Raw genomic sequence first — 12,190 nt, 5'->3', positions numbered from 1 at the left:
CTATTTTTATTTTTTATATACATTTAGGTAGGATATATCGTCAAGTTTAACGCTTTCTAGGGGAGTGAAATAGAGTTTTGCGAGCAACTCTACGGCAGTTTTTCCCCATATTGCAAATCTAACCCTAAAAGAATCTTTCTCGCTCTTGTACTCTATCACAGCAGTTTTTTCTCCTTCGTCAATCATTACCCTGCTTATCCAGTACTCCTCTCCAACTATGGTTCCCATTTGGACTCTTGAAAGGAGTCCCCTCATGTCTACAAAATTTATCAGAAACAGCCCATCTTTTTTGAGAACTCTTTTAACCTCTTTAAAGACTTCATTAAGTTCTTTAGGTGAGAAGTGGACAGTTGTATTTCCGAGAAAGAGAACGTAATCAAACGTTTCATCTTCAAAGGGCAACTTTCTTGCGTCCCCAACAATAAATTTCACCTTGGAATTTTTTTCCTTTGCGTATTCTATGGCTTTTTTGATCATTTCTTCATCGATATCAACGCCAACAACTTCAAATCCATGGTCTTCAAGAAGAAAGGAGAACCCTCCGACACCGCATGCTAGGTCCAAAACTTTTCCTTTTTTCTTCATAACTCTAAGCAGATAGGGTTCGAGCTCTTCTATTCTCCGTTGATATTCCTTCGAGTTTATATCAGTGTAAGCCTTAAATGCACGGTAATACTCTTTAAAGCTCATGTTAGGAAATTAGACGAGTTGCCAAATAAACCTTCCGCCAGATTTTTAACCTTTCCACCTTAATTTTCTTGGTGGTGAACTGTGGAGTTCAATCTGATAATAGCGGGAGTTGGAGGACAGGGCGGACTTACACTCTCAAGGATCATCGGAAATGCCGCAATGAAAGAGGGATACAATGTTAGAATAGGAGAAACCCTTGGAATGAGTCAGCGCTACGGTAGTGTGCTTAGTTATCTCCGATTTGGAGAGGAAGTTTATTCTCCTCTTATCGAGGAGGGAGAAGCAGATTTGATGCTAGCTCTTGAGCCGGCTGAAGCTCTAAGGAACGCAAGATTCCTAAGCGACAAAAGCCATGCTATAGTAAACGCTTATCCGATTCACACAGCCACGACTTTGGTCGGAAAAGAGAGGTACCCAAGTCTTGAGGAAATACGTGGTGCCCTTTCAAGAATATGCACCGTTGATATGAGGAACTTTCAGAAAGAGGCAGACAAGATAAATCCCCGTACTCTGGGAGTGCTTATGCTTGGATTTGCCTATAGTAAAGGTTTGATCCCATTGAATAAGGAGAGCCTCTTGAGTGGAATTCAAGAAACATTAAAGCCAAAGCTTTGGGAAATTAACATTAAGGCTTTTGAAAGGGGAATGGAACTTGCTAAATGATCCCTCTTTATCATTTTTGGTGTAACCAAAAAGCACTTAAATTATTTAGGTTAAACTAATTCAGGTGAGGTTTGTGGAAATAACAAAGAGAGAGGAGGAGTACCTCGAAACTATGTACATACTTCAAAAGAACAAAGGGGTAATCAGAGTAAAAGATATTTCAAAAAAACTGGGTGTTAGACCGCCAAGTGTGGTGGATGCGTTAAAAAAGCTAAATGAAAAAGGCTTGATAGACTACGAAAAGTACGATAGGATTCTTTTAACTGAGAAGGGGCTTGAAATAGCTAAAGAAACTTACCAAAAACACGTCCTCTTGATGAGATTTTTCACCGAGATACTTGGAATTCCTCCGGAAATAGCGGAAGAAGATGCGTGCCAGTTTGAACATTACGTTCATGAGATTACGGCTGAGAGAATGAAGGAATTTGCCCAGTATATCCAGGAACACTGTCCCTACGTCCTCAAACAGTTTCTTAAAGAACACATGGAAAAAGAAGAGGCGAAGACTCAAAAGAGTCCTCCCAAGTAGGCAAAGTAGCCTATGAAGATTAATGCCAATACGTACATCAGTGGGTGTATCTCTTTTCCTCTTCCGCTGAACAACTTTATTATGGTGTAGCTTATAAAGCCCATTCCTATTCCGTCTGCTATTGAATATGTGTAGGGAATTGTTATGAGCACTAGAAATGCAGGAATAGCTTCGCTCGCGTCATCGAAGTCAACTCCCCTTATTGCACTTAACATGTAGTAACCAACTATAACCAAAGCCGGTGCGGTAGCAAAAGCCGGAATTGCTTGCGCAATGGGTGCTATGAACAATCCTATGGCAAGGAAGAGTAGACCTGTCACTAGGGCTGTCATCCCTGTTCTTCCGCCCTCTTCAATTCCAGCGGCGCTCTCTATATACGTTGTTACGGTTGAAGTTCCGAGGAGTGCACCAAAGGTTGTGCCTATTGCATCGGTCAAGAGAACCTTCTCGGCATCCGGCACTTTCCCTTCTTTTGTCAGGAAACCTGCCTTGGCACTTAACCCCGTTACTGTTCCGAGGGTGTCAAAGAAGTCGACCATGAAGAAGGCAAACACTACACCAATTGCTCCTACGTTGAGGAGGCCTTGAAGGTCAAGTTTTAGAAAGGTGTAGCTTATGTCTGGAGTTGAGAAGAAATGTTCTGGCCAGGGTGCAGCTCCGCTTATCCATCCCAAAATGCTTGTGGTAAGGATTGAAATTAATAGAGCACCCTTCACCCGGAGGCTTATGAGGATTGCAGCCAAGAACAGTCCGAATAGGAACAAAAGACCTGCTTTTGTTCCAAGTGCTGAGGCATTAAACCCGGTGAACTTAAGCACCCCGTTCTTATCAACAAAGGCGGTTAGAAGACCAACGTCATTAAGGCCTATCAATGTCAAGAAAAGTCCTATTCCAGCTCCAACTGCATATTTCTGGCTTAGTGGAATTGCATGGATTATTGCGCTCCTAACTTTGGTAATGCTAAGTATTATGAAGATTATTCCCTCAACAAAAACTGCTGCAAGTGCCACTCTCCAATCGTAACCCATTCCAAGCACGACACTGTAGGCAAAGTAGGCATTCAGTCCCATTCCCGGAGCTAAAGCAAAGGGCTTTTTGGCATAGATGCCCATTATTATTGTGGAAATTCCTGCTGCAAGTGCCGTTACCGCTACAAGTGAGTTAAAGGCTTCTTTTCCCATCGCATCGCTTAATATTGCAGGGTTTACGAAGAGAATATATGCCATTGTCATGAAAGTGGTTATCCCCGCGAGTACCTCAGTTCTCATATCCGTTCTGTACTTCTCAAACTCGAAATATTTCTCAAAAGCCTTCATCCCTCTCACCCCTAATTGATACGAAAGTGATAAAACAACCAGTATATTTAAATATTTTGAACACAAAAATGTCAAACAAAAACATGGAAAGAGTTTAATTGAAAGAGGTCTCACAAGATAGGGGATGAATTCATGAGGATTAGCGAAGAACAAAGAAAAAAGCTTGAAAGGGATGCCCTCGATTACCATCGAAACAACTTTCCCGGAAATGGAAAAATAGAGGTTATTCCAAAGGTTAAGGTTGAGGACTTCTATGACCTAAGCCTGGCATACACCCCGGGTGTTGCTGAGCCCTGTAAGGCTATAGCAAATGGAGAAAGTTATGAAGACTACACCTCTATACCAAACACCGTGGCTGTAGTTACAGACGGTTCTGCGGTGCTTGGTTTGGAGAACATTGGGGTTTTAGCTGGAATGCCTGTGATGGAAGGCAAATGCGTTCTCTTCAAAGCCCTAGCTGGTGTGGATGCGTTCCCTATACTGATAGACAGTAATGACGTAGATGAGATTGTGAATACAATTAAGCTGATTTCGAGGGGCTTTGGATGTTAGAGCGAGGGAAATTACTTTGAACATGAACATAGCTGCAGCTGAGGCTATAGCGAGCTGTGTGAGTGAGGAAGAACTGTCAGAAGACCACATAATCCCCACTCCACTGCATCCTGAGGTGTATCCAAAAGAAGCAAGGGCAGTTGCGGAACACGCCATAAAAGACGGGGTTGCAAGGAGAAAAATTAGTGGGGAATGGGTGGAGGAGCATACGAGGAAGCTGAGGAATTTTACCAGCGTTACATTGCCCCAATAAACAGAGAGAGAAAAAAGCTAAACTTCCTTTAATATCTGCTCAGGAGCATCGGCAAAGGCTACCAAGTATTCTGCCTCGACTATGTGCAGCCTTCCGGGAACTATTAAAACGTGAGGCTGCTTTCCAAAGTCTTCTTTTATCATGTCTTTTACATAACCGGCTTTGAGCGTTGGGTTTAGGGAACCTGCTCTTGCAAGGACAACCACAAAAGTGTCTTCGGTAAAGACTCCATCTTTTTTCTTCTCCTCCACTTGAAGGAGAATCTTCATAGCCTCGTTGGCGGTCATGTACCTCCCTTCTGCTGCTTTAATGTCAAGGAAGAGAAGCGTATGAAGACCACGTTCTTTGTTTTCTTTGATTGTGTCATAGTGGCTGGTTGGGAACCAGTTCTTTTCCGGGTAGGCAACGGTAGCGCTCTTCCCAAATTTGTAGATTTGAAGTCCGGTTATAGCAACGGCAGAGTAGATAGATGGCGCATGGATAACGTAGCTCTCTACTCCCATCTGCTTTGCCCTTATCCTTAAGTCCGCATGAGTTGTCGCTACCATTGGGTCTCCAGCCGTGAGAAAGGCAACATCCTTGGTTTTTGCCTCACTGAGGACTATCCTCTCAAAGTTCAGCTCAACGTCTTCTCTGTTTAATAGTCTTATCGGTTTTCCTATCTGTTCTTCTATCTTTTTTATGTCTGTTCCAGCTAAGAGAGAGGTGTAAAATTCTGCAAACACCAAATCGCACTTTCTTGCTATTTCCAGGCCCTTAAGGGTAATGTCCTTTTCATCATAAAGTCCCAGTCCTATGAAATATATCGGCATTTTTCTCACCTCTTTTTCTAATGAAAGTAGGGCTAAAAATTTATTCCAAAAACTTTAAAATAGCTTTTCATGAACTTCTTTCGACGGTTTTGATGAAAGTTAATGGAGGGAGCGGAGATGAAAGCGATTGTTGAGAGAGTTAGAGAGAAAACATCAATACCCGTTTATGAGAGGACCATTGAAAACGTGTTGAGTGCAATTCTTGCGAGCAGCGATCCATGGAGGGTAGTAGACCTTAGCGAAGAACCACTTCCCCTCGTGGTTGCAGTGGTTGAAGCGCTTCACGATTTAGGCTATGTGGAGTTCAAAGATGGGATAATCCTTACCCAGAAGGGGAAGGAGCTTGTGGAGAAGTATGGAATCGGAAGGAGAGAAGACTACACCTGCAGCCACTGCCAAGGAAAAACAGTTGAACTTGATGCTTTTAGAGACCTCCTTGAGGAGTTTAAAGAAATAGTGAAAAACAGGCCCGAGCCAAAGCATGAGTTTGATCAGGCATATGTAACTCCCGAGACAACAGTTGCAAGGGTAGCCTTGATGCATACGAGGGGAGATCTTGAAAATAAGGAGGTCTTTGTCCTTGGAGATGACGATTTAACGAGCATTGCTCTAATGCTTTCGGGCCTTCCAAAGAGGATTGCGGTTCTTGATATTGATGAGAGACTCACAAAGTTTATTGAAAAAACTGCGGAGGAAATCGGCTACAGTAACGTGGAGATATTCACCTTCGATCTCAGAAAGCCTTTACCAGATTATGCCTTAAGGAAGTTCGATACTTTTATCACCGATCCTCCCGAGACAGTCGATGCTGTTAGGGCTTTTGTTGGAAGGGGAATTGCAACACTAAAGGGCCCAGGATGTGCAGGTTACTTTGGAATTACAAGAAGGGAAAGTTCAATTGACAAATGGCACCAGATAGAGAAGCTCCTCATAACAGAGTTCAACGTAGTTATAACGGATATAATAAGGAACTTTAACGAGTACGTCAACTGGGGATACGTTGAGGAAACGAGAGCGTGGAAACTCTTGCCAGTAAAGACCATGCCTACGTACAACTGGTACAAGAGCTATATGTTTAGAATTCAAACCATCGAGGGATCCAGAGGTTATGAAGAGGAAATCACAGTTGGTCAAGAACTATATGACGACGAGGAAAGCTCAACAACTTGATTCTTTTTCCACATTTTTGTTCCATAAGGTTTAAATTTGTTGTTTAGAAACTTTTTTCAGGTGAGGAAAATGAGTGAAAACACTAAGATCACAAAGGAAATGATTCTTGAAAAGCTCAAAGAAGTGATTGACCCTGAAATTGGAATAGATGTTGTTAATCTGGGGCTTATATATGAGCTCAAGATAAACCCTGACAACACCGTTTATGTCAAGATGACCATGACAACTCCGGGATGTCCTCTTACCATGTGGCTTCTTCAGGCTGTGGAGCAGAAAATTCTCGAAATTCCTGGAGTTAAGGATGCGGAAATAGAGCTCACATTTGATCCGCCTTGGACTCCGGACAGAATAAGTGAAGAAGTCAAGAAAAGGTTGGGAATGATCTGAGTTATTTCCTAAATTTTTTAGACTAATCTAATAGTTCGAAACCTTTATATCATAACCTTTGTTATATTAATACGGTGATTCAGATGGCCCAGTGGAAAGTTAGGGTTGATCAAGATGTTTGTATAGGAGATGCTATCTGTGCAAGTCTCTGCCCAGACGTTTTTGAGATGAACGATGAGGGAAAGAGCCAACCAAAAGTTGAGATTATTGGAGAAGATCTCATTGATTGTGCCAGAGAGGCTGCCGAAGCTTGTCCTGTAAGCTGTATATACATTGAAGAGATTTGATGTTTTCATCAATTTTCTCTTTTGTATTCCTTTCTGTTTTCTTCTTTGATCCCAAGCATTGACCTCTTTCTTTAGAATGTGTAGTATAACCTTTAGTTTGAAAAAGATTTTTAAACTTAGCTTTCCCTCTATTTTTGAAGCTCTTTGGAGGTGTCGGAAATGAAGGTTAGTGTTGATAAGGACACATGCATTGGATGTGGAGTTTGCGCAAGCATCTGCCCAGATGTCTTTGAGATGGATGACGATGGAAAAGCTAAGGCAATTGTGCCTGAAACCGATCTCGAATGTGCAAAAGAGGCAGCAGAGAGCTGCCCAACAGGATCAATCACAGTCGAATGAACTTCTTTCTCTTTTTATTAACTTCTATTCTATGGGTATGGTTCTAGAGGCTTGATTGTTTATGAGTTTGGCGGTCAGAGCCCCCACCAAGCATCACAGCTAAGCTCAGGGATTAAGCGGGCTCTTCATCATCCCGGGGATAAATTGATAAAAACGAAAAAAGGCTATTCAAGTGTCAACCCAAACTTCTTTGCCTGCTCAAGGACGTATTCTCTGATCTCCCTCGCCTTTGGCAGTTCTGCCACTATTTCACCGTTTTCAATGAGCGGCTTTAGAAGGGGTTCAACTTTCGCTCCACAGACTGGGCACTTTTCAAGCTTTTTCTCTGCTGGAACTCTGTGGTAGTGACCGTTTTCACATCTGTATACTTGCTTTCTCCCGCTCAGCTTTCCTCTTTTAGTTATGGGCTTCCCTTCGACCTCGACGATATCGAGGGAGAAGTCTATTGGTTTTGCACTTGCTATGCTTCCTCCGACACCAAAGGCATCAGCTATGTCAGCAAGCTCTTTAATACTTTCCTCATCCAGCCCTCCGCTTAAAAATATCTTAACGTGATCGTAACCTCTTAAATCCAGCTCCCACCTTACCTCCTCCACTATGCGTTTGAAGTTCCCCCTTCTTGAACTTGGTGTATCGAGTCTCACTGCAGCTAGCCTTTCTCCCAACGCTTCAGCCGCCATTAAAGCCTCTAGCTTTTCATCGCAAAGGGTGTCAACGAGAGCTACTCTTGGAACCTCCTCTGGCATGACCTCATCGAAGTATTTCCATGCCTTTACTTGGTCACCAACCGTTAGGACTAATGCATGAGGCATTGTTCCTACAGGCTTTTCTCCAATCATCTCCGCTCCTAAAACACCACTAACTCCATCGCAACCACCTATGAAGGCACTTCTATCGATCATCGGCGCTATTGCAGGGTGCATGTGCCTTATACCAAAGGAATAAACTGGTTTGAAGTTTGCAGCCATTTTGACTCTAAGGGCTGCTGTTGCTATTCCACTTGCTTGGCTCAGCATCCCGAGCAGTGCGGTTTCAAAGATACCAAATTCCTTATAGTATCCTTCAATCTGCATTACAGGCTCGTATGGATGGAATATTGTCCCTTCCGGCATGGAATAAACGTTTACCGGATGTCCTTCCAAGAGCTTTGCCACTTCCTCCACTCCAGCTAGGACTCCCCATTTCCAGCCTTTTGGAAGAGAAGTTGTTGATATATCAGCAAAAACTTTTTTGTGAATGCCTTTTTCTTCCAGTATCTTCTTAGTTCTGATAAAGTAAACATCTGTGGTTTTTCCTGCTTTTATCTCATCTTCATGTGCTATGTAGAAATCTTTCATTTTCTTCACCCCTAATACCTTTATTCCCCTAAATTTTAGCTTTTTGGTAGGGCGTTAAAACTCAAACTCAACTCCATTTTCGTCTCCTTCCCACAGAACGACTTTATGCAGCTTAATATCTTGGGGTAAGTTTTTCCTAACTCTCTCAGCAATCCAGAGGGCGATGTTCTCGGTTGTCGGGTTTTCGAAAAGCTTGTTTAGATTTTTATGCCTTAAAGGTGCAATGGCGTTGTCTAAAATCTTTCTAAGCTCCAGAAAGTCCATTATGTAGCCTTCTTTTATTTCTCCTTCAATGAAAATTTCGCCTCTGAAAGTGTGTCCGTGAATCTCTTCAAGTTCTCCATTTATCTTTACCGCATGGGCGGCATCAAAGGCGAACTTTTCTCTAATCCTCGCTTTCATTTTTCCCACCGAAAGAGTTTTGGGTTTTGATAGTTAAAACACTTTGGTGATACCATGGGTTGCGGGATTGAGGTTCCGGCACAGAGGGTTGTGGCTGGAGGGTTGATAGTCTACGTTAATAAGGAGAGCTTTTTCAAGCTCTTAGAGCTTAAAGAAAATCCTATAGTAGTGACTGGCGAGCTTTCCTCATCCGGCTTTGGTCTGAAAAAGATTAAAGTCACAATCATGCCTTTTGAGGGTGCTTTAATCGTTTACAGAGGAGAAGTGGAGTTGCCCGAAAAATGTGTAGTCATTAAAGCCTCGGAGATCAACATGGGTAAGTGATTATGCAATAGCAGATATATTTTCATATACAGAAAATAACTCACCGTAATATTTAAAATTGGCGAGAACTTATAAAGGGCAGCAAGTTAGTTCTTGGAGGTGGTAGAGATGAGATTCACTGTAACCTCTGCATTGCCTTACGCTAATGGCCCCATACATGCAGGGCATCTAGCTGGGGCATATCTTCCAGCAGACATATTCGTGCGTTATTTGAGGCTAAAGGGAGAAGACGTTATTTTCATATGTGGAACAGACGAACATGGTACTCCGATAACTTTCAGAGCCTTAAAGGAAGGCAAGAGTCCAAGGGAGATAGTAGATTATTACCATGAGCACATCAAAACGACATTTGAAAGGGCAAAGATAAGCTTTGATTATTTTGGGAGAACTGAACTTCCCGTCCACTACAGGATAAGTCAGGAGTTCTTCTTGAAAGCCCTTGAGAATGGACACCTTGTTAAAAAAGTTGAAAAGCAGGCTTATTGTGAGCATGACAAGATGTTCCTACCGGATAGATACGTTATTGGCACCTGCCCCTACTGTGGTGCAGAGGATCAGAGAGGTGACCAATGTGAGGTCTGTGGTCATCCCCTTACCCCGGAGAAGCTCATAAACCCAAGGTGCAACATATGTGGAAATCCAATCACATTCAAGGATTCTGCCCATTACTACATAAAAATGCAGAACTTCCAAGAGAAGCTTAAAGAGTGGGTTTTAAGCCAGAAACACTGGAAGCCAAACGTCAGAAATACGGTCTTGGGATGGATCAACGAGGGTCTGGAAGAGAGGGCAATAACGAGAGACCTTAACTGGGGAATTCCGGTACCTCTTGAGGACGAAGACGTTAAAGGGAAAGTCCTTTACGTTTGGTTTGAGGCACCAATAGGGTACATCTCAATAACCGTTGAGTACTTTAAGAGGCTTGGAAAAGAAGAGGAGTGGAAGAAGTACTGGCTTAGTGGATACGACGGCGAGACAAGAATAGTTCACTTCATCGGAAAGGACAACGTTCCCTTCCATGCCATATTCTGGCCAGCGTTCTTAATGGCCTATGGCAAGTATAAAGATGAAAAAGGTGAGTTTGACTGGCTTCTGCCTTATGACATTCCCGCAAACGAGTACCTAAACTTAGAGGGTAGAAAGTTCTCAACTAGCAGAAACTGGGCTATATGGGTGCATGAGTTTCTCGATGCATTTCCTGCAGACTACTTGAGGTATTACCTAACCGCCATAATGCCAGAAACGAGGGATAGTGATTTCAGCTTTGATGATTTCAAGAAGAAAATTAACGAAGAGCTCGTGAACAATCTTGGAAACTTCGTGCACAGGGCACTCACCTTTGTTAACAGGTATTTTGATGGAAAGGTTCCAGAACTCGGGGAACTTGATGACCTTGACAAGAAAGCATTTGACGAGATAAAGAAGGCTTTTGCAGAGGTTGGTGAGTTAATATCAAAGTACCAGTTCAAAGAGGCTCTTAAAAGGGTAATGACGCTTGCAATATTTGGCAACCAGTACTTTGACTATCAGAAACCATGGAAGACGGCTAAAACCGATAGAATTAGGACTGGAACAACCGTAAATGTGTCTCTCCAAATAGTTAAGGCATTGGGTATACTCCTTGAACCCTTCCTTCCGGACGCAAGTGAAAAGATATGGCACCTCTTAAACCTCGAAGAAGTCAAGAAGTGGAAGTTTGAGCCCCTTAAAGCCGGACACAAGGTCAGAAAAGCTGAGATCCTATTTAGAAAAGTCAGCGATGAAGATATAATAGCATACATAGTTAAGTACATAGGCAGAGGCAATCCAGAAAGTGCCAGAATTTTGCTTGATAAGTATTACAAGATGGAGGATGTTGTTAAGGTAGCAAAAGAAAGACTTGGAGATGAAGCTGAGGTAGTCTTGAGGAAGATTTATGGAGAGAAAGTAATGGGGTCAAAAGAAAAGCAGAAGGAGGAGAGGAAGATGGGTTATGTGAAGTTTGATGAATTTGCCAAGCTCGATATAAGAATTGGGAAGATAATCAGCGTTGAGGACCATCCAAATGCTGACAAGCTCTATGTTGTCAAGGTTGATCTAGGAGATGAGGTTAGGCAGCTTGTGGCAGGTTTGAAGGCATACTACAAAAAGGAGGAGCTTCTTAACAAGTACGTGGCAGTTATTACGAACTTGGAGCCAAAGAAGCTCAGGGGAATTGAGAGCCAGGGAATGCTTTTGGCAGCAGATGACGGAAAAACCGTTGCCCTATTAACACCAGAAAAAGGGGTAAAATTAGGGGCAAAGGTTCGTTAAGGTTTTAATTCTACCCAATTTTCTTTCCTCCCCTTGATTATTCTAACAAGCCCCTGTCTTTCGAGGCGCTTGAACATTCTCCACGCTGTGGTTTTGGGTATTCCCAAAGCAGTTCTAACCTCTGCTTGGCTTGCCCTGCCTCCCTTTTCTAGTATGTAGAGTAAAGCCCTCTTTTCATCTTCATTTAAGTTAAAACTTTCGAGCTTTTTCAAAAATTCGTCCCTGTTTATGTGGAGCTCTTCCTTTGGGGCCTCTTTTTTTCTCTTTCTTATTGTCAAAAAGCCAGAAATGGCTATTATCAAGACCACCAAAAATGCCAAAACTGGAAAATAAAAGTCCTTCCTGCCCTCTTCGGCTGCAAATTCAAGAGTGTAGGAAATACTCTGGTTTCCAGGGGGCATTGTAATTACATTGGAGGCTATTTTAAGGGGAAGCTCGGATAAATCGACCACAACGGCATTTTCAGGAAGAATGACGTCAAAGGGATATTCCATTGAGACGTTAATAGTCCACACTAAGCCTTCTTTATACGTCAGATCGGGAGTATAGTAGGACACATCTACGACTTGAGCATTTTCCACATAAATGATGAGCGATTCATTGTAAACTTCAAAATTAAGGGGATTGCCGTTTTCATCAACAACCTCCACACCTTCGTAGTTTTTCCCTAAAAGCGGCAGGCTGATTTGAGAGGTGTATTCCTCTGGAATCAACTGATAATGAACCTTAACGTAACCATCGGTGTAGATCGTCAGCTCCACCTGTGAAACTGTAAACTGGGCACTGACAACGGGCAGGAGAATGAGGATGCTTATTAGAGCAAAGGCACGTTTCACT

Annotated in this window: 15 protein-coding genes and 1 pseudogene; 10 read left to right on the top strand and 6 right to left on the bottom strand. The window is 42.6% G+C overall.

From position 1 onward, the window contains the following. Nucleotides 1-6: 6 nt before the first annotated feature. Nucleotides 7-690, bottom strand: coding sequence for a class I SAM-dependent methyltransferase (locus NF859_RS08105; RefSeq protein ID WP_252743790.1), 684 nt, complete (start codon nucleotides 688-690; stop codon nucleotides 7-9). Between the two features lie 81 nt (nucleotides 691-771). Between NF859_RS08105 and NF859_RS08100 the strand changes: the two genes are divergently transcribed. Then, nucleotides 772-1,353 (top strand): indolepyruvate oxidoreductase subunit beta, encoded by a 582-nt coding sequence (locus NF859_RS08100; RefSeq protein ID WP_252743789.1) that lies wholly within the window; start codon nucleotides 772-774, stop codon nucleotides 1,351-1,353. 73 nt (nucleotides 1,354-1,426) lie between these two features. Then, the gene (locus NF859_RS08095; RefSeq protein ID WP_252743874.1) at nucleotides 1,427-1,882 is read left to right on the top strand and encodes a metal-dependent transcriptional regulator; all 456 of its coding nucleotides are present in this window, start codon (nucleotides 1,427-1,429) and stop codon (nucleotides 1,880-1,882) included. Here NF859_RS08095 and NF859_RS08090 read toward each other — a convergent pair. Then, nucleotides 1,861-3,198: an NCS2 family permease gene (locus NF859_RS08090; RefSeq protein WP_252743788.1), complete on the bottom strand. Its 1,338-nt coding sequence runs from the start codon at nucleotides 3,196-3,198 to the stop codon at nucleotides 1,861-1,863. The two genes, NF859_RS08095 and NF859_RS08090, sit on opposite strands and share 22 nt — an antisense overlap. A 132-nt stretch (nucleotides 3,199-3,330) precedes the next feature. Here NF859_RS08090 and NF859_RS10710 point away from each other — a divergent pair, with 132 nt between their 5' ends. Then, nucleotides 3,331-3,750, top strand: a complete 420-nt coding sequence (locus tag NF859_RS10710; protein WP_435372000.1) for a hypothetical protein — start codon at nucleotides 3,331-3,333, stop codon at nucleotides 3,748-3,750. Further along, nucleotides 3,740-4,003 (top strand): hypothetical protein, encoded by a 264-nt coding sequence (locus NF859_RS10705; protein ID WP_252743787.1) that lies wholly within the window; start codon nucleotides 3,740-3,742, stop codon nucleotides 4,001-4,003. Before NF859_RS10710 ends, NF859_RS10705 begins: the two co-directional genes overlap by 11 nt. A gap of 17 nt (nucleotides 4,004-4,020) precedes the next feature. Here the strand turns inward: NF859_RS10705 and dph5 are convergent, their stop codons facing one another. Continuing rightward, complete coding sequence (dph5, locus tag NF859_RS08075; protein ID WP_252743786.1) at nucleotides 4,021-4,815, bottom strand: diphthine synthase; 795 nt, start codon at nucleotides 4,813-4,815, stop codon at nucleotides 4,021-4,023. A gap of 117 nt (nucleotides 4,816-4,932) precedes the next feature. Between dph5 and bpsA the strand changes: the two genes are divergently transcribed. The 4 genes and pseudogenes from bpsA (at nucleotide 4,933) to NF859_RS08055 (ending at nucleotide 6,998) form a co-directional block, all read left to right on the top strand. Beyond that, nucleotides 4,933-5,985, top strand: a complete 1,053-nt coding sequence (gene bpsA / locus NF859_RS08070; RefSeq protein ID WP_252743785.1) for a N(4)-bis(aminopropyl)spermidine synthase — start codon at nucleotides 4,933-4,935, stop codon at nucleotides 5,983-5,985. Between the two features lie 75 nt (nucleotides 5,986-6,060). Next, nucleotides 6,061-6,372 (top strand): annotated as a pseudogene (locus NF859_RS08065) (metal-sulfur cluster assembly factor); the annotation flags it as partial. Between the two features lie 83 nt (nucleotides 6,373-6,455). Further along, nucleotides 6,456-6,659, top strand: a complete 204-nt coding sequence (locus tag NF859_RS08060) for a ferredoxin (protein WP_252743873.1) — start codon at nucleotides 6,456-6,458, stop codon at nucleotides 6,657-6,659. Between the two features lie 159 nt (nucleotides 6,660-6,818). Then, complete coding sequence (locus NF859_RS08055) at nucleotides 6,819-6,998, top strand: ferredoxin (protein WP_225807112.1); 180 nt, start codon at nucleotides 6,819-6,821, stop codon at nucleotides 6,996-6,998. Between the two features lie 164 nt (nucleotides 6,999-7,162). Here the strand turns inward: NF859_RS08055 and NF859_RS08050 are convergent, their stop codons facing one another. Both NF859_RS08050 and NF859_RS08045 read right to left on the bottom strand, forming a co-directional pair. Further along, the gene (locus tag NF859_RS08050; RefSeq protein WP_252743784.1) at nucleotides 7,163-8,335 is read right to left on the bottom strand and encodes a nicotinate phosphoribosyltransferase; all 1,173 of its coding nucleotides are present in this window, start codon (nucleotides 8,333-8,335) and stop codon (nucleotides 7,163-7,165) included. 54 nt (nucleotides 8,336-8,389) lie between these two features. Next, complete coding sequence (locus tag NF859_RS08045; RefSeq protein WP_252743872.1) at nucleotides 8,390-8,737, bottom strand: 6-pyruvoyl trahydropterin synthase family protein; 348 nt, start codon at nucleotides 8,735-8,737, stop codon at nucleotides 8,390-8,392. A 54-nt stretch (nucleotides 8,738-8,791) separates the two neighbouring features. On the opposite strand from NF859_RS08045, the gene NF859_RS08040 reads away from it, so the two are divergent. Then, nucleotides 8,792-9,061, top strand: coding sequence for a hypothetical protein (locus NF859_RS08040; RefSeq protein ID WP_252743783.1), 270 nt, complete (start codon nucleotides 8,792-8,794; stop codon nucleotides 9,059-9,061). Between the two features lie 108 nt (nucleotides 9,062-9,169). Continuing rightward, entirely contained in the window at nucleotides 9,170-11,353 is a 2,184-nt protein-coding gene (gene metG, locus NF859_RS08035; protein WP_252743782.1) for a methionine--tRNA ligase, read from the top strand. Here metG and NF859_RS08030 read toward each other — a convergent pair. Then, nucleotides 11,350-12,189 (bottom strand): helix-turn-helix transcriptional regulator, encoded by an 840-nt coding sequence (locus tag NF859_RS08030; RefSeq protein WP_252743781.1) that lies wholly within the window; start codon nucleotides 12,187-12,189, stop codon nucleotides 11,350-11,352. The genes metG and NF859_RS08030 overlap by 4 nt on opposite strands. Nucleotide 12,190 lies beyond the last annotated feature (1 nt).

Source organism: Thermococcus alcaliphilus (genome assembly GCF_024054535.1).
GTDB classification, from domain to species: Archaea; Methanobacteriota_B; Thermococci; order Thermococcales; family Thermococcaceae; genus Thermococcus_A; species Thermococcus_A alcaliphilus.
The sequence above is the reverse complement of the archived record's forward strand: the minus strand, read 5'-3'. Positions and strand labels throughout refer to the sequence as shown.

Coding starts and splice junctions, on each gene's coding strand:
- NF859_RS08050 (WP_252743784.1), bottom strand. CDS start 8,335: ATGAAAGATTTCTACATAGCACATGAAGATGAGATAAAAGCAGGAAAA.
- dph5 (WP_252743786.1), bottom strand. CDS start 4,815: ATGCCGATATATTTCATAGGACTGGGACTTTATGATGAAAAGGACATT.
- NF859_RS08045 (WP_252743872.1), bottom strand. CDS start 8,737: ATGAAAGCGAGGATTAGAGAAAAGTTCGCCTTTGATGCCGCCCATGCG.
- NF859_RS08055 (WP_225807112.1), top strand. CDS start 6,819: ATGAAGGTTAGTGTTGATAAGGACACATGCATTGGATGTGGAGTTTGC.
- NF859_RS08090 (WP_252743788.1), bottom strand. CDS start 3,198: ATGAAGGCTTTTGAGAAATATTTCGAGTTTGAGAAGTACAGAACGGAT.
- NF859_RS10710 (WP_435372000.1), top strand. CDS start 3,331: ATGAGGATTAGCGAAGAACAAAGAAAAAAGCTTGAAAGGGATGCCCTC.
- bpsA (WP_252743785.1), top strand. CDS start 4,933: ATGAAAGCGATTGTTGAGAGAGTTAGAGAGAAAACATCAATACCCGTT.
- NF859_RS08040 (WP_252743783.1), top strand. CDS start 8,792: ATGGGTTGCGGGATTGAGGTTCCGGCACAGAGGGTTGTGGCTGGAGGG.
- metG (WP_252743782.1), top strand. CDS start 9,170: ATGAGATTCACTGTAACCTCTGCATTGCCTTACGCTAATGGCCCCATA.
- NF859_RS08105 (WP_252743790.1), bottom strand. CDS start 690: ATGAGCTTTAAAGAGTATTACCGTGCATTTAAGGCTTACACTGATATA.
- NF859_RS08060 (WP_252743873.1), top strand. CDS start 6,456: ATGGCCCAGTGGAAAGTTAGGGTTGATCAAGATGTTTGTATAGGAGAT.